General features: G+C 57.9%; 25 protein-coding genes and 2 tRNA genes. 12 read left to right on the plus strand and 15 right to left on the minus strand.

Annotated elements, in window-relative coordinates:
• Positions 1-44: 44 nt before the first annotated feature.
• Positions 45-929 carry an acyl-CoA thioesterase gene (locus tag FHU41_RS03810; RefSeq protein ID WP_179388292.1) on the plus strand — a complete coding sequence of 295 codons (885 nt, stop codon included), beginning with the start codon at positions 45-47 and terminating at the stop codon, positions 927-929.
• Positions 930-1063: 134 nt separating this feature from the next.
• Here the strand turns inward: FHU41_RS03810 and ettA are convergent, their stop codons facing one another.
• The 5 genes from ettA to FHU41_RS03835 form a co-directional block, all read right to left on the minus strand.
• Complete coding sequence (ettA, locus tag FHU41_RS03815) at positions 1064-2746, minus strand: energy-dependent translational throttle protein EttA (protein WP_179388293.1); 1683 nt, start codon at positions 2744-2746, stop codon at positions 1064-1066.
• A 97-nt stretch (positions 2747-2843) separates the two neighbouring features.
• Positions 2844-3317: a DUF6993 domain-containing protein gene (locus tag FHU41_RS15040; protein WP_246279422.1), complete on the minus strand. Its 474-nt coding sequence runs from the start codon at positions 3315-3317 to the stop codon at positions 2844-2846.
• Between the two features lie 30 nt (positions 3318-3347).
• Positions 3348-4787, minus strand: coding sequence for an MFS transporter (locus FHU41_RS03825; RefSeq protein WP_246279423.1), 1440 nt, complete (start codon positions 4785-4787; stop codon positions 3348-3350).
• A 124-nt stretch (positions 4788-4911) separates the two neighbouring features.
• A complete protein-coding gene (locus FHU41_RS03830; RefSeq protein ID WP_179388294.1) occupies positions 4912-5601 on the minus strand; it encodes a single-stranded DNA-binding protein in 690 nt (229 codons plus the stop codon).
• A gap of 155 nt (positions 5602-5756) precedes the next feature.
• The gene (locus FHU41_RS03835) at positions 5757-6689 is read right to left on the minus strand and encodes an SDR family oxidoreductase (protein WP_179388295.1); all 933 of its coding nucleotides are present in this window, start codon (positions 6687-6689) and stop codon (positions 5757-5759) included.
• An 83-nt stretch (positions 6690-6772) separates the two neighbouring features.
• Here FHU41_RS03835 and FHU41_RS03840 point away from each other — a divergent pair, with 83 nt between their 5' ends.
• Positions 6773-7357 carry a TetR/AcrR family transcriptional regulator gene (locus FHU41_RS03840; RefSeq protein WP_179388296.1) on the plus strand — a complete coding sequence of 195 codons (585 nt, stop codon included), beginning with the start codon at positions 6773-6775 and terminating at the stop codon, positions 7355-7357.
• Between the two features lie 417 nt (positions 7358-7774).
• On the opposite strand, the gene FHU41_RS03845 is transcribed toward FHU41_RS03840, so the two are convergent.
• From FHU41_RS03845 to map, 3 genes are all read right to left on the minus strand, one after another.
• The gene (locus FHU41_RS03845; protein WP_179388297.1) at positions 7775-7966 is read right to left on the minus strand and encodes a hypothetical protein; all 192 of its coding nucleotides are present in this window, start codon (positions 7964-7966) and stop codon (positions 7775-7777) included.
• A gap of 258 nt (positions 7967-8224) precedes the next feature.
• Positions 8225-8297: transfer RNA gene (locus FHU41_RS03850), tRNA-Arg, on the minus strand.
• Positions 8298-8411: 114 nt separating this feature from the next.
• A complete protein-coding gene (gene map / locus FHU41_RS03855; RefSeq protein WP_179388298.1) occupies positions 8412-9179 on the minus strand; it encodes a type I methionyl aminopeptidase in 768 nt (255 codons plus the stop codon).
• A 45-nt stretch (positions 9180-9224) separates the two neighbouring features.
• Here map and FHU41_RS03860 point away from each other — a divergent pair, with 45 nt between their 5' ends.
• Together FHU41_RS03860 and FHU41_RS03865 are read left to right on the plus strand one after the other, a co-directional pair.
• Positions 9225-9905 (plus strand): DNA alkylation repair protein, encoded by a 681-nt coding sequence (locus FHU41_RS03860; RefSeq protein ID WP_179388299.1) that lies wholly within the window; start codon positions 9225-9227, stop codon positions 9903-9905.
• Between the two features lie 71 nt (positions 9906-9976).
• Entirely contained in the window at positions 9977-11200 is a 1224-nt protein-coding gene (locus tag FHU41_RS03865) for a glycosyltransferase 87 family protein (protein WP_179388300.1), read from the plus strand.
• Here FHU41_RS03865 and mptB read toward each other — a convergent pair.
• Positions 11197-12765, minus strand: coding sequence for a polyprenol phosphomannose-dependent alpha 1,6 mannosyltransferase MptB (gene mptB / locus FHU41_RS03870; RefSeq protein WP_179388301.1), 1569 nt, complete (start codon positions 12763-12765; stop codon positions 11197-11199). The two genes, FHU41_RS03865 and mptB, sit on opposite strands and share 4 nt — an antisense overlap.
• Before the next feature lie 129 nt (positions 12766-12894).
• Between mptB and orn the strand changes: the two genes are divergently transcribed.
• The 5 genes from orn to FHU41_RS03895 all read left to right on the plus strand — a co-directional run bounded on the left by orn (position 12895) and on the right by FHU41_RS03895 (position 16318).
• The gene (gene orn, locus FHU41_RS03875; RefSeq protein WP_343046237.1) at positions 12895-13527 is read left to right on the plus strand and encodes an oligoribonuclease; all 633 of its coding nucleotides are present in this window, start codon (positions 12895-12897) and stop codon (positions 13525-13527) included.
• 23 nt (positions 13528-13550) lie between these two features.
• A tRNA-His gene (locus FHU41_RS03880) sits at positions 13551-13623 on the plus strand.
• Between the two features lie 106 nt (positions 13624-13729).
• Positions 13730-14893: an acyl-CoA dehydrogenase family protein gene (locus FHU41_RS03885; protein ID WP_179388302.1), complete on the plus strand. Its 1164-nt coding sequence runs from the start codon at positions 13730-13732 to the stop codon at positions 14891-14893.
• The gene (def, locus tag FHU41_RS03890) at positions 14890-15462 is read left to right on the plus strand and encodes a peptide deformylase (protein ID WP_179388303.1); all 573 of its coding nucleotides are present in this window, start codon (positions 14890-14892) and stop codon (positions 15460-15462) included. The genes FHU41_RS03885 and def overlap by 4 nt, the downstream gene beginning before the upstream one ends.
• Positions 15463-15466: 4 nt before the next feature.
• Complete coding sequence (locus FHU41_RS03895) at positions 15467-16318, plus strand: acyltransferase domain-containing protein (RefSeq protein ID WP_179388304.1); 852 nt, start codon at positions 15467-15469, stop codon at positions 16316-16318.
• Positions 16319-16322: 4 nt separating this feature from the next.
• Here the strand turns inward: FHU41_RS03895 and FHU41_RS03900 are convergent, their stop codons facing one another.
• Both FHU41_RS03900 and FHU41_RS03905 read right to left on the minus strand, forming a co-directional pair.
• Positions 16323-16505: a hypothetical protein gene (locus tag FHU41_RS03900; RefSeq protein WP_179388305.1), complete on the minus strand. Its 183-nt coding sequence runs from the start codon at positions 16503-16505 to the stop codon at positions 16323-16325.
• 256 nt (positions 16506-16761) lie between these two features.
• Positions 16762-17556, minus strand: coding sequence for an HNH endonuclease family protein (locus FHU41_RS03905; RefSeq protein WP_179388306.1), 795 nt, complete (start codon positions 17554-17556; stop codon positions 16762-16764).
• 102 nt (positions 17557-17658) lie between these two features.
• Here FHU41_RS03905 and FHU41_RS03910 point away from each other — a divergent pair, with 102 nt between their 5' ends.
• Positions 17659-18063 carry a DUF805 domain-containing protein gene (locus tag FHU41_RS03910; protein ID WP_218846928.1) on the plus strand — a complete coding sequence of 135 codons (405 nt, stop codon included), beginning with the start codon at positions 17659-17661 and terminating at the stop codon, positions 18061-18063.
• Here the strand turns inward: FHU41_RS03910 and xylA are convergent.
• On the minus strand, positions 18043-19236 hold the full coding sequence (gene xylA, locus FHU41_RS03915) for a xylose isomerase (protein ID WP_179388307.1): 1194 nt from the start codon (positions 19234-19236) through the stop codon (positions 18043-18045). The two genes, FHU41_RS03910 and xylA, sit on opposite strands and share 21 nt — an antisense overlap.
• Positions 19237-19441: 205 nt before the next feature.
• On the opposite strand from xylA, the gene FHU41_RS03920 reads away from it, so the two are divergent.
• The gene (locus tag FHU41_RS03920) at positions 19442-20719 is read left to right on the plus strand and encodes an ROK family transcriptional regulator (protein ID WP_246279424.1); all 1278 of its coding nucleotides are present in this window, start codon (positions 19442-19444) and stop codon (positions 20717-20719) included.
• 1 nt (position 20720) lies between these two features.
• On the opposite strand, the gene FHU41_RS03925 is transcribed toward FHU41_RS03920, so the two are convergent.
• Positions 20721-21164: a tautomerase family protein gene (locus tag FHU41_RS03925; RefSeq protein WP_179388308.1), complete on the minus strand. Its 444-nt coding sequence runs from the start codon at positions 21162-21164 to the stop codon at positions 20721-20723.
• A 137-nt stretch (positions 21165-21301) separates the two neighbouring features.
• Between FHU41_RS03925 and FHU41_RS03930 the strand changes: the two genes are divergently transcribed.
• Positions 21302-21859 carry a TetR/AcrR family transcriptional regulator gene (locus tag FHU41_RS03930; protein ID WP_218846930.1) on the plus strand — a complete coding sequence of 186 codons (558 nt, stop codon included), beginning with the start codon at positions 21302-21304 and terminating at the stop codon, positions 21857-21859.
• Positions 21860-21923: 64 nt separating this feature from the next.
• Here the strand turns inward: FHU41_RS03930 and FHU41_RS03935 are convergent, their stop codons facing one another.
• Both FHU41_RS03935 and FHU41_RS03940 read right to left on the minus strand, forming a co-directional pair.
• Positions 21924-22439, minus strand: a complete 516-nt coding sequence (locus FHU41_RS03935; RefSeq protein WP_179388310.1) for a P-loop nucleotide/nucleoside kinase family protein — start codon at positions 22437-22439, stop codon at positions 21924-21926.
• A 176-nt stretch (positions 22440-22615) separates the two neighbouring features.
• Positions 22616-23518: an NADP-dependent oxidoreductase gene (locus FHU41_RS03940; protein ID WP_179388311.1), complete on the minus strand. Its 903-nt coding sequence runs from the start codon at positions 23516-23518 to the stop codon at positions 22616-22618.
• Positions 23519-23540: the final 22 nt, after the last annotated feature.

Consider the following 23540-nt stretch of genomic DNA (forward strand, 5'->3'; position numbering starts at 1 on the left):
CACTCTGGTTGAGTGTCCCTATCGAGGCACAATAGAGTCTGGGTATGACTGATGATGCGCTGCAGCCCCTGCACGACCTTCTGGAGTTATTGAATCTCAGCGATGCTGATGGTGCCCGGACAGATGAAGATGTCTTCGTGGGGATTTCGCAACCACGTCATTCACACCGGGTCTTCGGCGGTCAGGTATTAGCTCAGTCCCTCATTGCGGGTTCACGCACGGTAGTCGAAAGTCGCGCGGTGCACTCCCTGCACGGCTATTTCCTGCGAGCCGGAGACGCTGATCAGCCCATCACTTTTGGCGTACAACGACTGCGTGACGGGCGTTCTTTTTCCGCTCGTCGGATCCATGCCTACCAAAACGGCGAGCCGATCTTGTCCATGATCGCTTCCTTCCAGGAGCCCGATGCCGGAATTGATCACCAAGATGTGATGCCCACCGGCCTGCCTGCACCGGAATCGTTGCCGAGCGCCGCCGAATTGCTGGGACACCTGGACCATCCCTTAGCCCGGGCCACCGCACAACGCCCCTTCGACGTCCGACATGTGGGCAGTAACCTCTATCTCGGCGCGGACGAAAATGATCGGCGACCCTATCAAGCGGTCTGGCTGAAGGCCATTGGTGAAATGCCCGACGACCCTAACCTCCATCGTGCCGCCCTGGCCTTTGCAAGTGATTACACGCTACTGGAACCTTCGTTGCGTCCGCACGGGCTGAGCTGGATCACCCCGGGCATGTCCGTGGCCAGCCTGGATCATGCGATGTGGTGGCATCGCCCCGTTCGGGTCGATGAATGGTTGCTCTACATTGCGCAGTCGCCCAGCGCCTCCGGTGCTCGCGGGCTGAACATTGGCAAGTTCTTTAATCGCGACGGCGTACTGGTCGCCTCGGTGGCTCAAGAGGGCATGATCCGGGTTCCCCAGGCCTAGCTGGCACGCGATCTCGGGATAGCTTAACGACTTCGGGATAGCCCACCGACGCGACAGTAGGCTATCGCGGTGTCGGTGGGCTATCCCGAACGCTAAGACCCTGAGCGCTAAGACTCGGGGCCAGTTAAAGGAACTTAGTCGCGGGTGAGCTTGCGGTAGGTAACCCGGTGCGGACGAGCCGCATCTGCACCTAAGCGCTCAACCTTGTTTTCCTCGTAGGATTCGAAGTTGCCTTCAAACCAGTACCAGTTAGCCGGGTTCTCTTCGGTGCCTTCGTAAGCCAGGATATGGGTGGCTACCCGGTCCAGGAACCAACGATCGTGAGAAACCACCACGGCGCAGCCGGGGAATTCAAGCAGGGCGTTCTCCAGGCTGGAGAGGGTTTCCACGTCCAGGTCGTTGGTGGGTTCGTCAAGAAGTAGCAAGTTGCCACCCTGCTTCAGGGTCAGCGCCAGGTTGAGCCGATTGCGCTCCCCACCGGAAAGCACCCCAGCCTTCTTCTGCTGATCCGGTCCCTTGAATCCAAAGGCCGAGACATAGGCACGGGAAGGCATTTCAACATTGCCCACCTTGATGAAATCCAGTCCATCGGAAACAACCTCCCAAAGGTTCTTCTCCGGATCGATGCCGCCACGGCTCTGATCCACATAGGAAACCCGGACCGAATCACCGATCTTGAGGTCACCGCCGTCGAGCGGTTCCATTCCCACGATGGTCTTGAAAAGCGTTGTTTTTCCAACACCGTTCGGGCCGATGACGCCGACAATGCCATTGCGAGGAAGCGAGAAGGACAATCCGTTGATGAGCTCGCGATCGCCGAAGCCCTTTTGCAGCTTGTTGGCCTCAAGAACGAGCGAACCCAGTCGCGGTCCCGGCGGGATTTGAATCTCTTCGAAGTCGAGTTTCCGGGTGCGATCGGCCTCGGCAGCCATCTCTTCATAGCGAGCCAAACGAGCCTTGGATTTAGTTTGCCGGCCCTTAGCGTTGGAGCGGACCCAGTCGAGTTCTTCAGACAGCCTTCGGGCAAGTTTTGCGTCCTTTTTACCCTGAACCTCCAAGCGGGCGCGCTTCTTCTCCAGGTAAGTGGAGTAGTTGCCCTCATACGGGTACAGGTGCCCCCTATCAACCTCCGCGATCCATTCGGCAACGTGATCCAGGAAGTAACGATCGTGAGTCACGGCGAGTACGGCGCCGGCATAGCTGGAGAGGTGCTGCTCTAGCCACAGCACGCTCTCTGCATCAAGGTGGTTAGTGGGTTCGTCCAGGAGCAGCAGGTCGGGCTTTTGCAGAAGCAATTTGCACAGTGCTACGCGGCGCCGCTCGCCGCCGGAGAGCACCGTGACATCTGCATCACCCGGAGGGCAGCGCAAGGCATCCATGGCCTGTTCCAGCTGGGAATCCAGGTCCCAAGCATCGGCGGCGTCAATGGCTTCCTGCAGCTTGCCCATCTCTTCGAGAAGAGAGTCATAGTCCGCGTCGGGGTTGGCCATCTCCTCGGAAATCTCGTTGAAGCGTTGGATCTTGCCGTAGATCTCGCCGACTCCCTCTTGGACGTTGCCCAAGACAGTCTTCTCTTCGTTCAGCGGCGGCTCCTGCAAGAGGATGCCAACGCTGTAGCCCGGGCTCAACCGGGCTTCGCCATTGGAGGGGGTGTCCAACCCGGCCATAATTTTCAAGATGGTCGACTTGCCGGCGCCATTGGGACCCACCACACCGATCTTGGCGCCGGGGAAGAAGGACATGCTGACATCGTCGAGGATGACCTTATCGCCCACTGCTTTGCGGGCCTTGGTCATGGTGTAAATGAATTCCGCCATGCTTCAAGGCTAGTGGGTGCATGGCGCTAACTCACAACGCAGCCGTTTCGGAGTGGGATCTCAGCGAAGCGCCCGGCGATGGAGGGCTGCTATTTCCTCAGTCTTGATCTCCGACAAAGCACTTTCCAGTCGAAAGCACCGGCTGCAGGGTGATCGAGACTTTCCCTTCCCGGATCTGGCCGATGACGCAGGATTTCTCAACTTTGACCGAGCCCTGGATCGCGTCCACATCAAGTCCGGTGGGGGTTTTCGAAATCGAGACCTCAACGTCCGTTGCAGCAACTCCTAGCCCTTGCAGGGTGCTGCGGATCTGATCTTGGCTGGGTTTCGGGCTCTTCGCGGCCAAGCTAGTCAAAGCCTTATTAACTTTTGTCACCATAGTGCCCACCGGCCCAGGAGATTTGCTGGCCAGTTCGGAAGCTGCCGGAACTGGGTCGCTGGTGGAGCTTGGGGTTGGCTGAGTGCATGCGCTCAAGAGCAGTCCGGTCGTAAGCGCCACGATAGCGACCGAGGTGGCACGGTGAACTTTGTGTCTTGCGGAGAACATCTGCGCACTTTGCTTCTGAGTCACCCGCTTATTCTGCCATTATTCCGAGCTGAACTACTCACCGCGAGTAGCTATCATCGTTGCCCGACTCGTCGTACGGAAGCAGACCAATAGGGCAAGTATCGCCATCAGCAAGGAAAACACGAGTGCTCCGGTCACCGGCCAGCGGCTGTGTTCGAGCTCCGAGGCCGGTAGCAGCGCGGAAAGAGCACCGAAGATCACCCCGACAATAGCCAAGGCTGCTGCAGAACCGATCGAGTCCGCCATGGACATGGCCGAGGATATCTCTCCCTGATTGCTCTGGGAGGCTTGCGACAAGCCCATGGTGCTCAATCGGGCCAGCCCAAATCCCATTCCCGCCCCGGCAAAAATCCAAGCTGCGATGAGCATCGGCGCGGGCAGTGACATCAGCACAGCCCCCGTAATGACGAAAAGTGAGAAACAAAGCGATGCTGCACCCACCCTCACCGCCCGGGCGTGGGACAGTTGCTCTGTGAGCCTGGATTGCGTCACCGAGGCAGCTGTCCACGAAATTCCACCCACTGTAAGCGCCAATCCCGCCAGGGTCGGGCTCAGCTCGTAATGGTTGACCAGCCCGAGGACGATGTAGACCTCTGCGCTGAAAAAGGCTGCCGAAAGAAGCGCTCGAAGCAAGATGATGCTCGGCAGTCCCCGCCGTGATCGCAGGGTTCCCGGCGGCAGCAAAGGACGCACCGCGATCATCACCCCGGCTAGCCCAGCAATGACCAAAAGCAGCGCGGCGATGCCCGAAAATTGCGCAGCCATGCCTAGTAACAAGGTCGCTATCGCGACCAGCAAAGCCCATAGAAGCCGCTTTCGCCAAGGAGTCTCGGCGTTTCCTGGCCCCATCTGACCGGAGTTGGCACGGATACCTGGCAACATCATCATCAAAGCCAGTGGAAGGAGGATCAGCACACCGAAGAAAACCCATCTCCAGTGCAGATGATCTGCGATAAGGCCTGCGATGAAGGGGCCTACCACCGAGGGCACGGCCCAGGCTACCGAAAAGGCTGCAAAGATCTTCGGTAAGAGCCTCGCCGGGTAGATTCTGGCAAGCAGTACATAGATCACCACGCTAATCGCCCCGCTACCGATCCCCTGGACCGCACGGGCAGCTACCAGCATCAACATCGAGGAAGCCAAGCCTGCCATCAGCAGTCCGAGCGCAAAAATTCCCAGCGCTGCAAAAAGCGGCGTCCGTGGGCCCCTGCGATCAGACCAGGATCCCGCCGCCACCATACCAATCACACCGGTGGCGAAGGTCATGGCGAACACCAGGCCATAAAGGGCATCTCCGGAGAGCTCTGCACTAACTAAAGGCATGATGGTCGTCACCGCAAGGGATTCAAAGGCGGTCAGCACCACGATGGAAAACATTCCTATCGTGGTCATCAGATACTGCGGCGACCAGACAGACTCTTTGGCGGCCACAGTATCCTTTCCGGCGTCAATTGAGCGGTCATCAATAGTCATGGACTCAACCTAGAACCTCAAGAACTCTTGAGGTCAAAAAAGCCCCCGCCTGATCACACCCGTTGCTGGCAAGCCTAGCTCTGGTATTTCGCTGTGCGAAACCCTCGGGCAGACCGCCAACAAACTAAAACGGTGGCTCAGAATCGTCACTACTATCGTCCCTTGTTACCGAACTTCTCCCCCTCGGTTTCGGCGCCTTGACAACCTGACTGGGTGGAGCCTCACCGCTTAGTCGAGCGTCGCCGTCGTCCTGCACACTCTCGGTGCCCTCTCCCTGTGTACCTCCGGCTTGAGCGGCAAAGATCAGTTGTTCGGGAGGTTGGGCGGGAGCTTCTTGTGGACTACTGGCTGGCTCTTCAGAACTTGCGTCCCGTCCTTCAGGAGTTCCTGTTTCCACCTGATCTAGCGCCCGAGGCTCAGCAGATGCATCACCAGCGATCTTCTCCAGCTCTGCAGTAGTGCTTGCCCTTTTGAATTTCGCCGTACCCCAGACCAGATCATGCCCCACCGCGTCGGCATCGATTTCTGGTGCAATTCCGTGCCGCTCCCCCTTGGTCCATTGCCGCAGTTTCAATTTCCCGGTGACAATCACCCGTTCCCCCTTACTCACGCTGCAGGAAGCGTTTTGCGCTAGGCCACGGAACATTGACACCGAGTACCAATTAGTTCCGGCGTCAACCCATTGGCTCCGCACTCGATCAAAGCGGCGCTCGGTGGAACCAAGGCGAAAGGTTGCTATCGGCCAACCAGATTCGGTCAGGGTCATTCGCACCTCACTTGCCACAAAGCCTCGGACGGTTACTACATCGTTCATGATCTCTACTCCTGGATCTATTCGGTTTCTCTTTCAGTTGCCTTGATAAGGCCACTGCCAGTTTCCGACCAGGTGAGGAACACCGCCACGATGCGAACACACGATGTGAGGAAAAGGTCACTTAAACGGGTTTGGGGAGGAGGAGTGCCCGCTCATCAGCGGAGCAGTTCGCGGGTGACTTCAGTGTCGAAGTAGCGCCCCTTGGCCAGGTCTTCGAGCAGGCTGGGTTGGGAGGGCTGCCAGCCCAGCAGTTCACGGGTGAGGGTGTTCGACACCGGGACGTCGAGGCTCATGAAGGGACTCAGCCAGCCGAAGTGCTTCTCTGCGGTCTCAGGGGCAACGGAAGTCACCGGTAGGTCAAGGCGGCGAGCGATCATTTCAGCGATATCTCGGAGCGCGACGCCCTCCTCCGCAGCACCATGCAGCGCCGATCCCGCGGGTGCTTCCTCAACGGCCAGGCGGAACAATCGGGCGATATCAAGTCGGTGAACCGCAGGCCACCGATTGCTGCCGTCACCAATGTAGGCGGAGACATTCTTGGCGCGAGCGGTGGCGACCAAGTGCGGTACCCAGGCACGGTCCCCCTCACCGTGGACGGTCGGAGAAACCCGGACCACCGAGGATCTGACGCCGCGCGAGGAAAAAGCGAGAGCAGCCTGGGCGGTGACCGACCGAATTACATAGGGGGAATCATCAACGATGGGTTCATCCCGCTCGGTTACTGCGCGCCCGGTGGGGAAGCCGATGAAACCACTGGCCAACACTAGCGGGCGATCGGTACCTGCCAATGCATCGCCGAAGGTATCGACGACGCGACGATCAGCCTCAGCGGCGCCCAGGTAGTCGCCGGTGAAGGCACGTTCGCCATGAAAGGCAAGGTTGATCACCCCGTCGGAGGCCGCGGCAGTTTCCCCCAACAGCTCGAGGTCATCAAGAGTGCCGTGGACGACTTCGACGCCGGCTGCGCTGAGCGCGGCGGCGGAGGTGGCTGAGCGGGCAAGCCCCACGACCTGATGGCCCGCGCCGATGAGCTCGGGAACGACAGCAGAGCCGATAAAACCGGAGGCTCCGGTCACAAAGATACGCATAAGAAACTCCATTAGTTGACTTCAGTTACTGTAATCAATCTTATGATCTGATTGCAGCAACTGCAATCAGATAGTATCTAGCTATGAGTAGATGGGAGCCGAATGCACGCGGGCGACTGGCAGCAGCAGCGCTGGAACTCTACAGCGAGCGTGGTTACGAACAGACAGCCGTCGCAGAGATCGCCAAACACGCCGGGCTTACCGAGCGAACCTTCTTCAATCACTACGCCGATAAACGCGAGGTGCTGTTTGCCACCGCCGATGAGTTTCGGGACCGGTTTGTGGGGGCCGTGTCCGATGCGCTGAAGTCTGTCGCGCCGATCGACGCGCTAGCCGCGGGGCTTGAGGCGATTGCTGAGATGCTCACCGAGCAACGTGATTTCGTGCGTTCTCGTCAGGCCGTGATCATGTTGAACCCCGAGCTCCAGGAACGCGACCTGATTAAGCTCGCCTCAACCTCGGCTGCGCTGGCCGAAACTCTGCGCCAGCACGGCATTGCGGAACCCGAGGCTAGTCTGGCCGCAGAGTCTGGGATTGCTCTTTTCAAGGTCAGCTTCCATCGATGGATCGCCACAAAGGAAGAACACGAGCTATCACTGTTCATGCGGGAGGCACTGGACGCACTCAAGTCCGTGACCGCTGGCAAGGGTGCTAGATCGGTTACCTAGCTGCCCGATGAGCAGACTGGGATTTTTAGGACCACTCAGCAAGTGCCCGAGAGTTGAGCCAGTTCGTTAAGCGCTCGGCCGGGGGCCCTGATCGCCTGAAAACACTGGCTCCTCGCCTGCCTCACAACGACTATGGGAGCTGGAGAAGCCGGGGCCACTTCGAAAGAGCGATCACGGATGTGTGGTCAGCAGGTGCACGCGGTCACGATGGCCCAACCCTTTCTGAGCTCAGAAAGGGTCCGGTTTTCACCGCAAGACCGCGACTGCATACCTTGTCCGCCCTTCGGTGCCTGTGCGGACAAAGCTTGCGGTGAATAAGCATGTCAGTCGCGGCGATTTACATGCTTGTCCTTTAGGTCCTAAGCGATGCTTCTACCCCAAAGACCCGAACACACTGAACCGGCGCCCACCAAGTAACTAAATGGTTTGCCAGGTGTTCCCACCATCGGTCGAGGAGACCGCCGCTGCCTCGAAGCCGAGCGCATCGGCTTGCTGCTGTACGTAACCAATTGCTCTGTCTTCCTGGGTGGCCGCGATCTCAAAAACCTCACCTTTATTCACCCCGGAAAGATATTTGAGCCCATACTTCACCTGCAAAGTTTCAGTCATACCACCCATTATTGAGCCGGATATTTGAATCGTCAATACCTAATCCTCGACCTTCGGGTGGGGATTTGTTCGTTAGACCATTTCTCGACTATCACTTGGGATAGTTTCCTGTTCTTGGCACCGGGAGTTGAGTCGCGTCGGCAGCGCTCCCCTACCTGCCCTGGCTCTCGACCTAGCAGCCCTGATTCATAACTGTCAGTAAACCGTCAGACAGCAGTCCCATGCGCGCCCATGTTCAGTGTAAATAAAAGAGTATTGTGCCCCGGGCGGGAATCGAACCCACGACCAAGAGATTAGAAGGCTCCTGCTCTATCCGCTGAGCTACCGAGGCTGGTGTTCGCCCATAAGGGCAAAACATCTCTACTACTCTACCGAATCCTGAGGCGATATTGACCGCAGGCCATCTAGCGTCAACTCAGTGGTCACCGGCAGAAAGGGCCAGAGCCTAAAGCGCCGTGAGGATCACTGGCCCCTCGGCGGTCACCGCTATCGTGTGTTCGCTGTGCGCGGCACGGCGACCATCCGGCGATCTCAGTGTCCAGCCATCGGCATCGTGCCGGTAGGCATCGGACCCGCCGGTTATCAGCATCGGCTCGATGGCGATCACCAAGCCCTCACTCAACTTAAGTCCTCGGCCGGGCCTGCCATCGTTAGGCACATGCGGATCTTCGTGCATCGCTCGCCCGACGCCGTGCCCACCGTGATCGGCCAAGATCCCGTAACCGTCCCGTCGGGCTTCTCCACCCACCGCATAGGCAATGTCCCCGATTTTGTTACCAACCCTTGCCTGCTCAATCCCCCGCGCCAGGGCAGCATCACAAGCGTCGATGAGCGCCTGGTCATCCGGATTCACGGTACCCACGATGAAGCTAATGGCCGAATCACCACACCAGCCGTCCAAAAAGGCACCGCAGTCAATCGAGACCAGGTCTCCGTCGGCAATCCGATAACCATTCGGCACTCCGTGCACAATCGCGTCGTTCACGCTGGCACAAATCACCCCGTCAAAGGGCGTCGGCGCCCACCTCGGGTGGTAATTCAGAAAGGCCGGCTTGGCTCCCGCAGCGGCAATCACGTCCGCTGCCACCTCATCCAGTTCTTTGAGTGACACCCCCACCCGCGCTTCCGCACGCACTGCGGCCAGTGCTTGCGCAACAACGCGTCCGGCTTCACGGAGAGCCTGGATTTCACCCGGAGATTTCAACTCGACCATGGCGCAAGTCTACGCAATGGCACCTTACAGATGTTTAATAGTGTGATGCCCAACCAGAAATTGATCGAACACATCCGCCGCGGGCTGCGTGAATCCCAAGACCCCGAGCGTGCCCTAAAAATGCAGGCTTATATGAAGTCCAGCATGCCCTACCTCGGCGTTCCGATGCCGGTGGTTCGCAAATTCACGACGACGGCGGCCCGCAGCTTCCCTTTCAGCGGCGAGGCATCTCTACTCAACACCGCAACGGTACTCTGGCGGGAAGCGGAGTTCCGCGAAGAACGCTATGTCGCGATGGCGCTCACCGGACTCAAGGCCACCCGCGCGAATCTGATTTTCCTGCCGCTCTATTGCGAGATGGTCAGTACCGGAGCCTGGTGGGATCACGTCGATGAGGTGGCTCATCGGATCAAAGATTTGCTCCAAGCCCATCCCTCAACCATGAAACCTCTCATCCTGACTTGGAGCGAGGACGAGGATTTCTGGTTTCGAAGGCTCTCGATTATCAGTCAGTTGCAGGCGAAGGCCGGAACCGACGTCGAACTGCTAACTCAAGTCATCGAACCGAATATGCCGGATTCGGAATTCTTCATCCGGAAGGCCATCGGCTGGGCTTTACGCGAGTATGCAAAAACGGATCCCGAGTGGGTCAAGGAGTTCGTGGCGGTGCGGGAAACCCAGCTCAGTCCGCTCTCCCGCAGAGAGGCACTCAAGCATCTGAGCTGAGGTAGGAACCCGGCACGATGTTATTCTTCCTATGTTCCTGAAGCACCCGCCACCACCACAAGGACCCGCGCTTGTCTGAGACTTTGCAGAAAAAATTCCACCAGCCGCGCGCCCTGTGGCTCACCTTCGGCGTTCTGCACCTACTGATTCTGGGCTTGCTTTCCCCCTTGATCTTCAGCGGGCAAGTGCTCAGTGATATCGGGTACTACCGATTCTGGGCTTTAGAGGGCCTCCAGCAAGGCCAGTGGCAGGGCATAACCCAAGCGTGGGTCTACCCGGTAGGTGCCATGCTGCCGATCTTAATTGGGGCAGTTTTCGGTGGCTACCTGTATCAACTAGCCTGGTTCCTACTGTTCGCGGTGCTGAATTTTATGGCGATCTGGTTCTTGGCGAAACCGCGGTCTCAGAACGGTTACTACGCGGCTTATTGGTGGCTTGGTGCCACCGCCATCCTAGGTACGGTGGCAGTCGGCCGGATCGATGGTTTGACCGCACCGGTGGTAATAACCGCTTTGCTCTTGCTAGCGGCACGCCCCTACCTGGCTGCGGCAATGCTCAGCCTGGCCACCTGGGTCAAGGTGTGGCCGGCTGCCGTGCTGTTTGCCGTCATAGTCGCCAGTAAGCACCGGATTAAGGCGATCATCGCCGGCGTCGTGGTTACCGCAGCTGTGGTGGCTGTAGTGGCTGCCGGCGGCGGTTTGCAGTATTTACTGGGTTTCCTTACCGCCCAGGGCGGGCGAGGCATGCAATTGGAAGCGCCCTTTACTACTCCTGGGCTGTGGCAAGCCATTTTGCATCAGGGTGACACCTACATCTTCGAGGATGTCTCGATAAATACTCGTGAGGTTCGGGGCGGACTCAGCGAGACCATCGGATCGGTGATGAATCCCCTGCTGGCGCTGGCCGCCGTCGTCATTGTTGTTCTGCTGCTCTGGGCTCTGCGCCGTGGCGCCAACCCCCAGCAACTCATCGTGGCGGGCTCGCTGGCGCTAGTTGCTTCCTTCATTGTTTTCAATAAAGTTGGCTCGCCGCAGTTCCAGCTTTGGCTGGCAGCGATTGTGGCAGTCGGCCTGTTCTACAACAAGCAACAGTGGCGCTTCCCGGGCTATCTAATGCTCTGCATCGCTGTGCTCACCACACTGGTCTACCCAATTTTCTACGTACAGCTCTACGAGTTGAATCCGGCTATCGCGGTGATCTTGTCGTTGCGGAATCTGGGTCTATTTATTTTGCTGGGCTGGGCCATCCGAGAGGTGATCCAGTTAGCGCGCAAGGGCGCCGTCCAAGCCAGCTAGATGACATCCAGCGTGGTGTGTTCGGTGCGTAGGAAGAGCTTACGAGTCTTCCTATCCACAAAGACCACGTAGATGGCGAAGCCCAGCGCAATTAGTGCCGCCGCGAGTCTAGCGCTGTCCAGGTTGATCCAGGCGTCCTGTTGCTGAAGATAAGGCCAGACGTTGAGCTGATCCGAGATCGAGTAGATCATGAAGAAGGACAGGATGAAGTAAAGCGTCTTGACCTGCCAGTCATTGCGAATCCCGGTGATCGCGAAGAGCGGGATCAGCCAGACCACGTACCAGCTCTGAATCATCGAAGACAGCAGAACGACGGCGGCAAAAGCCAGCGCCATCCGCCGAATGATCCGCTCATAGCTGCCTCTGAAAGCCAGCCAGACCACGATGCCAACCGCTAGGACCTTGGCTGCGTCCCAGATATGACCGGTGATCGCCCAGCCATCCCAGCCCAGGGCACTGCCCAGACTGGCCACAATAAGGCCGAGCGCCCCCACCGGTGCGTACCAAATCCATACGCTGCCGGGCGCTGAAAGTCCGTTGATCCAGCCGAATCCAAAACCGTTGATCCAGCCAAGTAGCGCCATAATGCCCAGCGAAAGCGCCGCCGTCATACCCCAATAAAGGAATTTACGCGGCCAACTGGCTTTCTTCCCGGCCCAGAGCAAAGCCACAAAAGGTAGCAGAATCACGGTGATCGGCTTGATCGCGATCGAGGCAGTGATCAGTACGATGCCGAAAATATAACGTTTAGTAGCGCAGTAGTAGAGTCCGGCCACGGCCAAGCCGATCATCAGCGCGTCGTTATGAACGGCAGCCAAGAAATTTACCAAAAGCAAAGGATTAGCCACGCTGAGCCACAGCGCCCGATTCGGGTTCACTCCGTGCAGAACGGCCAACCGCGGCACGTAAATAACGCAAAGTAGCACGCCGAAAGCGGAACAAACCCGGAAGAGGAAAACCGAAAGTTCCGGATTGCCTCCGCTGACTGTCACCACAAACTGTTCAATCCATAAGAACACCGGGCCGTAAGGCGTCGGAGCCTCGGCCCAGAGCTTATCGGCGCCCAGGTTGAACCAATTGGAAAGCGCCGAAATACCGTTGACATACGGATTCAGATTCGCCTGCATCAATCGGCCTTGGCCGATATAGGCGTAGACGTCCCTGCTGAACAATGGAATGGTCACCATCAAGGGCAGCGACCACATCAGAATGGCTTTCTTCACAATCCGGCCAGAGGCTGGTGGCCAGTCGGTAAATCGCTGCCCCAATCTGAGCCAAGCACGCACCAAGACCATGCCACCAATTGCGATACAAGCAACCGAGATCACAATGCCCGCTGGCTCGGCCCGCATCCAGATGAATATCGGATTCCGCCAGAGCGCGGAGGACTGCGCTAGCCAACCGATTCCTACCGAACCGAACATTAACAGCAGCGATCCCACTAGCCCCGCGGTCAGCGGTTTCCACGCGTCGTGAAAATCATTCTCTTGATCGGGCGTGTCCCGCACCGGCGAATCAGCGTCCGGGCGCTGTCCAACGCCGGTTGGTGACTCGGGCGTTGTCATAGGGCTGATTCCGATCCGGCAGTATTGTGCTGCTCCTGAGGAGGTCAAGGGCGGAGAGTGATGAAACTCAACTCATTTTAGACCAGTCCAGCTTCCCGGGACCCCTTCAGCACACGGTAGATTGGTCAGGTGGCTAATTCTTCTGTTTCTGCTGAACGCATCGTATGGATTGATTGTGAGATGACCGGCCTCGATCTGAGCGTGGACGCCCTGATCGAAGTTGCAGTCCTGGTCACCGACTCTGAGCTGAATATTCTTGGCGAGGGCGTCGATGTGGTGATCAAACCCGAGCAGGCTGCCGTTGCTCAAATGGGTGACTTCGTCCGGCAAATGCACACCACCTCGAAGCTGATCGATGAGTTGCCCCACGGCATATCAATGGAAGAAGCCGAAGAAAAGGTACTGGCTTACATCACCGAGCATGTTCCGGAATCGGGCAAAGCTCAGCTCGGTGGCAACTCTGTGGGTACCGATCGCGGCTTCCTAGCCCGAGACATGCCGAAGGTGATTGAGCATTTGCACTATCGAGTGATCGATGTCTCCACCATCAAAGAACTTTCCCGACGCTGGTTCACCCGTGCTTATTTTCAATCTCCGGCCAAACAAGGCGGTCACCGAGCACTGGGAGATATCAAGGACTCCATCAATGAGCTTCGCTACTATCGAGAAGCCGTTTTTGTCCCCGCTCCGGGCCCGGATTCCGCTACAGCACAGCAGATCTCGCGCCGAGTTATGAGCACTGCCTCCGAACCTGTAGACTAGTTGTCGCTGCGGGAACGCACATGGTGGGATTAGCTCAGCTGGCAGAGCACCTGGTTGTGGTCCAGGGGGTCGCGGGTTCAATCCCCGTATCTCACCCAGAAGAGTGGTTGAACACTCTCAAGCGAAGGCCGCATCGGTTTACCGGTGCGGCCTTCGTGCTGAAAAATGACGACCGCTGAACAATGACGAGAGGGCACCGGAGATGAAGCGCTCGCTTTTCGAAGAAGATCACGAGCTATTCCGAGAAGTTGCCCAGGAGTTTAATCATCGTGAGGTAGCCCCGCATTACGCGCAGTGGGATGCCGAACACATGATGGACCGGAGCCTGTGGAACGCAGCCGGAGAGCAAGGTCTACTTGGCCTGGCGGTGCCCGAGGACTTTGGTGGCATGGGAATGACGGATTACCGTTTCCGCGCCGTGCTGGACGAGGAATTCGCCCGAGCCAACCATTTAGCGGTTGGCCTGGCCTTCCATTTACACGACGACATGGTTTTGCCGCATCTGCTCGCCTACGGTTCCGAGGACCTCAAGGAACGTTGGCTGCCCGGTATGGTCTCGGGAGAAATCGTCACCTCCATCGCAATGACCGAACCGGGCGCGGGTTCGGATCTGCGGGGAGTACGGACCAAAGCAGTGCGCGACGGCGACGATTGGTTGATCAGCGGTCAGAAGACTTTCATCGGCAATGGGATCTCCGGCGACGCAGCCTTAGTACTCGCGCGGACCGACGGTGGAAGCGGTCGCGGTAATAAGGACTCCTACTCGCTGTTCATGGTGCGCAAAGGCGAGGGCTACAACACCGGAAAACAGTTGGACAAGATGGGTCTAAAAGCCTCCGATACCGCCGAGCTGTTCTTCGATAACGTTCGGGTCCCAGCTGACGATCTGCTCGGTGAGCTTGGCCGCGGGCTGGAGTACGCTGCGGCCCAACTGCCGCAGGGCCGGCTGGCTATTGCGGTGGCAAGCTCCGCCGTCGCTCGCAGCATTTTTGAGGCCACAGTGCAATACACCAAGGACCGGAATGCCTTTGGGGAACGCGTGATCGATTTCCAAAACAGCCGTTTTGCGCTGGCCGATATCCAAACCGAGGTGGAAGTGACCGAAAGCTACGTCGATCGCGCGATTCTGGCCTTCAATGCGGGTGAGCTCGATGCCGTGAGTGCCGCAAAGGCCAAGCTTTGGGCCAGCGAACGGGTGAAGTCCATTACCGACCGCTGCCTGCAATTACATGGCGGTTATGGGTACATCCTGGAGTATCCGGTGGCCCAGGCATTCCTGGCGTCCCGGTTGCTGACGATTTTCGGCGGCACCAGTGAAATCATGCGAGACATCGTCGGTCGTGACATTGCTGGCGGTGCTGCGTGACGATTTATTCGATCCGAGTCCAGGGCGACCCGGTATTGCATCGACGAGCCGCTGAGGTCCGGGATTTCGACGAAGATCTGCTGCGTTTGGTGGCCGATATGCATGAAACGAACGCTGCCGCCAATGGGGTCGGTCTGGCTGCCCCGCAGATTGGGGTGAGCCTCCGGGTGTTCGTCTACGCAATGGACAACGACGACGGCGTTCCTCCCCAGGGCGTCTTGGTCAACCCTTCCTTGGTGTTGGGTAAGATCTCGGGGAACTCCCCCGACCCCGATGACGAAGCCGAAGGTTGCCTTTCGGTTCCCGGCGACCATTTCCCGCTAAAACGAGCGGAATGGGTGCGAGTCAACGGCTTTGATGCCTATGGCAATAAGGTGGAATTCGAGGCCACTGAATGGTTCGCTCGCTGCATGCAGCACGAATACGATCATCTAGATGGCAAGTTGTATGTGGACAAGCTGGTGGATCGCTATAAGCGGAAGGCCCGTCGCTCGGCCAAGGACAACGGCTGGGGCGTTCCGGGACTGAGCTGGACACCGGGCATCGATCCCGATCCTTTTGGACACTGAGTCCATGACCCCTTCCGATTCGATCAATATCGAAGAGATCCTGGAACTGGCTGCGGTGCGGGCGGATGATCGCGTGGAGACCCGCGCATTGCTTGAGTCCGCTCCATCCGCTGAGGTTGAGGCCGCTTTAGCCGTATTGCGTTCGCGGCTGGGTAATTTCGGTGAAAAACCACCCAGCAGTGCTGGGGGTCAACTGGTCTGGATGAGCGCTCTGCTTCGTTTCCTGCCCGAGCAATTAAGCTGGTACCGGGATCGAGGCATTCCCGAAGAAGTTATCCGTGCCACTGTGGCGGATATTGGTAGGCATATCGCGATTTCTCGGGTAACTACAGGCTTCTTTGGCTTGGAGACTTGGAGATGGCTCACCGAGCACGCCACCGGCACTCTTTACCAATTGGGTCGTCTGCAATTCCAGATCCAGCCCGGCCCTGAGGGTATCGCCGACCTCGCTTCCAATGAAGCCGTGCTGGGGATACACATTCCCGAGGAGGAAGGCCGTCCGCTCTCCCCTGCTGCGGTCGAGGACTCCCTTGCCCGGGCGGTCCCCTTCTTTGCAGAATTTTTCCCGAGGCAGCCGGTCCGCCTAGCCAACTGTGTTTCCTGGTTACTTGACCCTTATCTGCTAGAGACGCTTCCCCCGCAATCCAATATTGCTCAATTTGCCTCGCGATTCACGCTCTACGGTGAGCTATTAGATACGCCCAGCGACGCCGTGTACTTTACTTTCCGCCGACGAGACGTTCAGAATATCGCCGCCTTACCCCGTGACACTGCGCTTCAGCGCACGGTGCTCGGCCGAATCGAAAATGGCGGAAGCTGGCAGGTAGGCCAAGGGTATCTACAGCTGAGCTTCTAGGCCTTCAGTTTTCCTTGATAACCCGCTGCAAGTCTTCGATGCAGAACTGACGTAGCTTCTCTAACTGCTGCAGACGTTCCTGACCAATACCGCCCGAAGCAGCCTCCGTCTCGGCCTTGGCGAGCTGACGCTCGGCTTCTTTCAAGTTCTTCTGTGCCAATTCCACGGGGTTCAGTATCTCGTTCATGGCATAAGAATGGACCATTTCCTTAGCTCTTTCCAGTAGATACGCCACGAGATTTGCTGTGTGAATCCTTGAAGTTTTCTGAAGCCGCCCAAACCGGATGAGCAAGTGACAGAAAACCCGCCGCTGGGCCTGTGCTTATGCGCTTATGCGCTTATGCGAAGCGCACTAGCCTAAACCGGGCTGGGCTCGTCCCGGCTCGATTCAGCTCGTCTCGATTCAGCTCAGTTCAGTTCAGTTCAATTAAGCTGGGCTCAGCTCAGGCAGCCTTCCAGGACATCTGCTGCGGACAGCTACTCAGGACCTTCAGCATGGCGGTCTTCTCGGCCTGACTCAACCACAGCCCATAAGCGGCCTTGACTGAGATTTGCCGAGCCACATAATTGCACCTGAAATTTTCCTGCGGCGGTAACCATTCGGCAGCATCGGAGGCGCCCTTCTCCACGTTCTGCGGACCATCCACTGCTAGCAGATTCAATGGATCGTTCGCCAGGGACAGTCGCTGCGCTTCAGTGAGTTGTTGAGCACCCTTTTGCCACGCATCCGAGAGCGAAACTAAATGATCTATCTGAACCGCACTAGAGGTCTCGGCACCACGCTGGAAATCAATGTCCTTCGCGGTATATGGATCGTGCAGGAGTCCTGAGGCAATCTGGCAAGGCGAGCCTCGCACCGACGCTGGGGACTGAAGATCCCGTCGCAGCACGTCGTTCCGAGTGTCACAACCATTGTGATCGAGGTCGTACCAGGCTTCGCCAAAAGCCTCTCGACGGTAGCCCCTCGAAGGAGCTCGATCTTTGACCGCAAGCCGTTGTAAGAGCGCCAAAGCCGTGGTTGGCTCAATAGCGAAAAGCGGTCTGGCTCCGCCCTCCGCTATTGCTTTCACGATAACCGGCGCTGCCGAGGCTGCTTGCCACCGCACGGCACTGTCGGCAACCGTCCACCAACTCAGCACCGCCGTGCTGAGGAAAACGAGGCAAGTCACTATGACCAGTCCGGTGAGGCTGGCTTGTTTGCTTAGCTCCCGAGGTGTTTTGGCTTGGTGAATGTGCATAACACCACGCTAAGAAGCCGCACCGACTATTTGCCCCTCATGATCGGAAAAGGATAAGGAATGTGGATAACTTTTGGGACTATTTTCACCCTATGAGCCTTTATGATGGATCTCTACTATCCGAACGAAAGGACCAGGGCAGTGTCCTTTGGTGAAGCTATTCAAACCGTTTTCCGTAAATACTCCGAGTTCAACGGCCTCGCTACCCGCGCCGAATTCTGGTGGTGGGCTCTGTTCAACGGCCTGGTGCTGAGCGCTCTGAACCTGCTCAACGTTTTCCAGGTTGCGGACAAGACCTATCTCGGTACCTTGATCGCTGGCTTCTGGGGGATTGCTATCTTGTTACCGAGTCTCGCCGTAGCCGCCCGAAGACTACGGGACGCGGGCTATGATCAGCGCAATCTTTTCTGGATATTGATCCCGTTCGCGGGGATCATCATAGTTCTCATCTACTGCTCAAAACCCCCGAAATCTGTAGCGACTGGGCTAGGAGCGGGCGCCCAGTAAGTGCTCGATGAAAAGCTGCTGTAGCCGGACGAAACCGAACCCTTTCCCATCAAAGTAGGCTCCGGCGTCGAACTCCTCGTAGGCACTCCGGTCCTCGATGAGTTCTTTATACCCCTCCCCGGGATTCAAGGTGGGCACGTTGACCTCCGCCACTCTGGACTCGGTCAAGGCGGCCTGGACCTCTGGATCGGCTCGGAACGCTTTGGCACGTTCCTTGAGCAGCAGGTAGGTTCGCATATTTGCGGCAGCGGAATCCCAGACACCATTGATGTCCTCGGTGCGGCTGGGCTTATAGTCAAAGTGCCTAGGTCCCTGATAAGCCGGTCCACCCTGGGGACCACCATTTTCCAGCAGATCCACAAGGGAGAAGGCGTTCTGCAGATCACCGTGCCCAAACACCAGGTCCTGGTCGAACTTGATGCTGCGCTGCCCGTTGAGATCAAGGTGAAAGAGCTTGCCTTGATAGAGTGCCTGCGCAATACCGTGGGTGAAGTTCAGACCTGCCATCTGCTCGTGCCCGGTTTCCGGATTGACCCCGAAAAGCTCCGGCCGCTCTAAAGTTTCAATGAAGGCTAGTGCATGCCCCAAGGTGGGCAGCAGAATGTCACCGCGCGGTTCGTTAGGCTTTGGTTCGATGGCGAACCGGAGGTTGTAACCCCTATCGGTGACATAGTCTGCCAGTAGGTTCATTGCCTCGCGGTAGCGCTCCAGGGCACCGCGAATGTCCTTGGCGGCATCGTACTCGCTGCCTTCGCGCCCGCCCCACATCACAAAGATCTCCGCACCGAGTTCTGCCCCGAGGTCAAGATTTTCTAACACCTTTCGCAAGGCGAAGCGACGCACGCTGCGGTCGTTGCTGGTGAACCCGCCGTCCTTGAACACCGGGTGGCTGAAAAGGTTGGTGGTCACCATCGGCACAACAAGTCCGGTCGCCTCAAGCGCAGCCTTGAGCCTATCGATCTCATTCCGACGTTCGGTAGCTGTCGCACCGAAGGGAAACAAATCATTATCGTGAAAAGTTACCCCATACGCTCCCAGGTCGCTAAGAGCGTTGATGGCTTCCACAGTATCCAGCGGGGGGCGGGTGGCAGAACCGAATTGGTCGCCTGCCTGCCAGCCAACAGTCCAGAGGCCAAAAGAGAACTTGTCGTCACGACTTGGTTGAATCACCATTGAGGGCTCCAAAGTGGAAGGAATGAGATTGACGAGGATCGAGATAAAATGTTCTGTAGACAAACTTATTCATAATCGAGGCAATGTCAACCCCTAGATCCCCACATGTAAGCGAACCTTCAAGAACTCCCTCAGCTTCGACAGCTATCTTTCGGTGCAAATTACCTGTTATGTTGTCTCATGCAGCAAATAAGAAAGTTCCAAGATGTTCCCTTCTGCCAGATACTCCTTGGCTTCTAAGAGGATCGATATCTTGAAACCGAAGAAGCAAGACGGGCTTGGTTCCGGCAGTGTGATGAGCAATACCGCCAACGATCCGGATCCGGCACGGCGCAATAACCTGGCATTGCTGCTGTCCATGGTGCACCATCGCAAGGTGCTGAGCCGGGTGCAGTTGGCCAAGCAGACCGGACTCAATCGCTCAACCATCAGCACGCTGATCGCTCAGCTGGTCGCGCTGGACCTAGTACACGAGACGGCTCCATCCGGGGCCACCCAGGTAGGTCGTCCGAGCCCCGATGTTCACCCCAGTGAGAGCATCGCCGCCCTGACCATTAATCCGGAGATTGATGCCATCACAATAGGATTAGTAAGCCTCGGTGGAAATGTGATCAAGAAGATCCGCTACGAGACCGAACGAATCCCTTCAGCTCAAGAAGCAGTGAGTATTGCAGCCGCCGTTATCGCGGGAATGCGATCCGAGCTGGACGCCAACTATCGGATCGTTGGTGTCGGCATCGCCGTTCCTGGGCTCGTCACCCCGGCAGACGGCGTCGTGCAGCATGCTCCTCACCTGGGCTGGAGGAACGAGCCGGTGGCCGGGATGCTGGCAGCCAGCACCGGATATCCAACGCAAGCAGCCAACGATGCTTCGCTCGGAGCGGAAGCGGAATCCATTTTTGGCGCAGGAGCCGAGCTGCGCAACCTGATCTACCTTAACGGTGGGGCCAGCGGTATTGGCGGCGGAATCATCGCCGATGGCAAGCTGCTCTCCGGCATTTCCGGCTATGCCGGAGAACTCGGACACACCTTCGTGCGGACCGACGGTTCACCCTGTTATTGTGGGGCCCGCGGGTGCCTGGAAACCGAGGTCCAACAGTCCAGACTCCTCGAATTGCTCGGACTCAATGGAGGCGAGCTGGGGCAACTGGAGGAGGCACTCATCGCTGCCGAGCGTCCGGATGCACAGGCGGAGGTAGAGAGGCAACTGGGCTATCTGAGCATTGCCTTGCGCAACGCCGTGAATATCTTCAACCCCGGAGTAATCCTGCTGGACGGATTCCTTAGCGTTCTCTACGCCGCGGCTCCAGCGGTGCTGGATTCGCTCCTGTCCAGCCAGTCCATGTCGGAACCGGCCGGACAGGTGCGAGTCCTGCGGGCCACTCTGGGTTCAGATCTAATGCTCATTGGAGCAGCCGAGCTGGCTTTTGCCCCGCTGCTGATGGACCCAGTTGGTTTTTTGAATAGCCTCGCTAAAGGCTGACTTACGCTTCGGGTTGTTTGGCCTGCAGTTCGGCAATCTGCGCCCGTGCGGCTGCAACCAATTCTTCGTTCGTATTCGCGTGCCCGCCAAGGCCCCAACCGCCGGGCACCGCTTCGGTCAGCAGCACCCAGGTGCGCTCAGCAAGGGTCGAGTCCCCCGCCGCAGCGGCAATGGTTTCGGTGAACTTACTGACGACGGCGAGCTGCTTATCGCGGTCGAGCGCACCGGCGTTGGTAAGCACCTGAACGCGAACATAGTTGCTCTCACCATTAACGTTGGAGAGGTCTCCTGCGGGCAAATCGTGCACAAATCCAGCGGTGTTCTGCCGGAACATGGGGATGTTCGGAACCTCTTCGATTCCCATCAACAAGGTAGCCAGGTCCTGAGCGAGCTGGTGCTTATCCTGGAAGGTTCCTGCGGTGGCGTAGACATCGATCATTGGCATGGTAGTTTCCTCTAAATTAAGATGGTCATCATAATACGGAATTCATCATCCACCATGGAATGAATTTCGTCAACAGAAACTATGATGGATGTCATGTCAACGGGAGAGTACTGATGGTGCGGGGAACAAGACAGTCCATGATTGACGCAGCAGGCAGGCTCCTCGCGGAGCGAGGATTGCAGGAGACCTCGTTTTCCCATGTTGTCGAACTCTCAGGCGCTCCACGCGGATCGATCTATCATCACTTTCCAGAAGGCAAGAATCAGCTTGTCGCCGAAGCACTCGCTGGCGCTGGAGCGCGTGCAATGCAACTAATGGAACAAGCCAGGGGCGAGTCTGCGGGGGTGATCACTCAACGTTTCGTAGAGATCTGGAGCGCTGTGCTGGTCCGATCGAAACTCTCGGCGGGATGTTCTGTTCTTGCCGTGGCAGTTGCCGCAGATTCCGCAGAACTGCTCAATCGGGCGGCCGAGGTCTTCCGTGCATGGCGTGGGTTCTTGGCTGAAATGCTCCGGCAGAGCGGGGTACCGGAGCTCGAGGCTACCCGATTCGCAACGCAGCTGATTGCTTCGATAGAAGGCGCAGTGGTTCTCAGTCGAGCGGAACGGACAATGGAGCCGTTCGAACTCGTCGTGGCTGAACTTCTTTATCGAGCTCAGGAACTTTCAGAGGCCGCTGTACAGGAAGCCTCTTAGCCGTCCCCTCCACAAAGTTCCAGCCCGTCATTTCCCCTATGAGCCAGGTTCAGGGTCGTTAGTTCTAGAGGGCTTCTACGACCTCCAACGCGGTTTCTCTTGGGGTGAGGTTGGTGGTGTCGATGACCTCAGCTTCTGCGTGTAGCCAGGTTTGAGCAGCTTCAGCGTATGGATCGAGGTATTTCAGACGGAAGGTAGAAGGACCCAGTAGTGCGTCGCCCATAATGCGGTTGCGTAGGGTGTCTTGGTCTGCGTGGAGCACGAAATGTCTGACCGGGATCGCCTGTTTGGCAAAACCTTCTTTGATCTCATTCCAGTACTGCTCGACAAGGACAGTCATCGGCATAACCAAAGTTCCACCGGTGTAGTCGAGAACACGGCGTGCGGTCTCGACAACTAGCGGACGCCATGGAGCCCAGTGTTGAAAGTTATCCGTTGCGGGCAGCCCAGGGGTAATGTCCATAAGGGTTTCACCGACTTTCTCGGCATCAAATACCCTGGAGCCCGGAATCAATTGTTGAACGAGGGCGCCTGTCGTCGTCTTGCCTGCCCCGTGTGTTCCATTGAGCCATACGATCATTTCAGAACGCTAACATGGGCTTACGGTCCGGACGGTGACACCTCAATCGCTGCGTTTCTGGCGTAGGCTGCCACTCCGTCGCCTGATGAGGTCATCAGGCATTGCCCTGGCGTTAACCTGCGGCACCTTGTGGTCGTAGCAGACCCAGCCGCCAGAGTGCTGGCGAGCTAGTATGGTCAATCAATCAGCAGTACAAGCTTCCCGCGGACCCGCCCGGATTCGCCGACACGATGCGCTTCCGCGACCTCGGCTAGCGGGAAGGTCTGCCCGATTGGGAGCGAGAACTTCCCGGACTCGATAAGGCTGCCGACCTGTGCGAGGGCGTAAATGGCGCGGCCTGAGTCTCCTCTGCTGAATCGCACACCATACTCTTGCGCACCGCTAAAGTCCGCCATGGTGATGACCTGATCCGGACTGCCGGTGAGATCGATAAGCTCCGGAAGAACCCCGCTGCCGGCAACGTCCAGTGCCAAATCCACGCCGTCGGGAGCGACCGCGCGGACCAGCTCAGTCATCTGGTCACCGTAGGCCACAGGCTCTGCACCCAAGGTACGCAGGTAGTCATGCGTACCAGGGCTCCCGGTTCCGACCACTCGCGCCCCGCGTGCAACTGCGAGTTGGACGGCGGCGCTACCAACGCTCCCGGAAGCACCGTTAATGAGCACTGTGCTGCCGTCACCAACGCCGAGTTGGTCAAGCCCGCGAGCAGCGGTCTCGACTACGGCTGGCAGCGCGGCCGCAGCGGCAAAATCAAGCGATGAAGGGATCGGTGCATAATAGTCAAGCACCGCGCTCTCCGCCTGCGCGGAGCCGCCGCCGCTGAACCCGAATACCCGGTCACCGATGGCGACGCCTGTGACGTCCTCGCCGAGCTCGTCAACGATACCCGCTGCCTCGTATCCCATGGTCTGTGGGAGTTCTTGATCCATCAGACCCTGGCGTTTCTTCCAGTCGCTCGCGTTCACACCGGCCGCGCGTACCGCAATCCGTATCTGGCCGGAGGCTGGGTGCGGCTGCGGGATATCCACGATCTCGAGGACCTCCGGTCCCCCGAACTGGCTGAATTGCGCTGCTTTCATACCTTGCTCCATTCACGATCCG

It is taken from the genome of Psychromicrobium silvestre (genome assembly GCF_013408295.1).
Taxonomy (GTDB): Bacteria; Actinomycetota; Actinomycetes; order Actinomycetales; family Micrococcaceae; genus Renibacterium; species Renibacterium silvestre.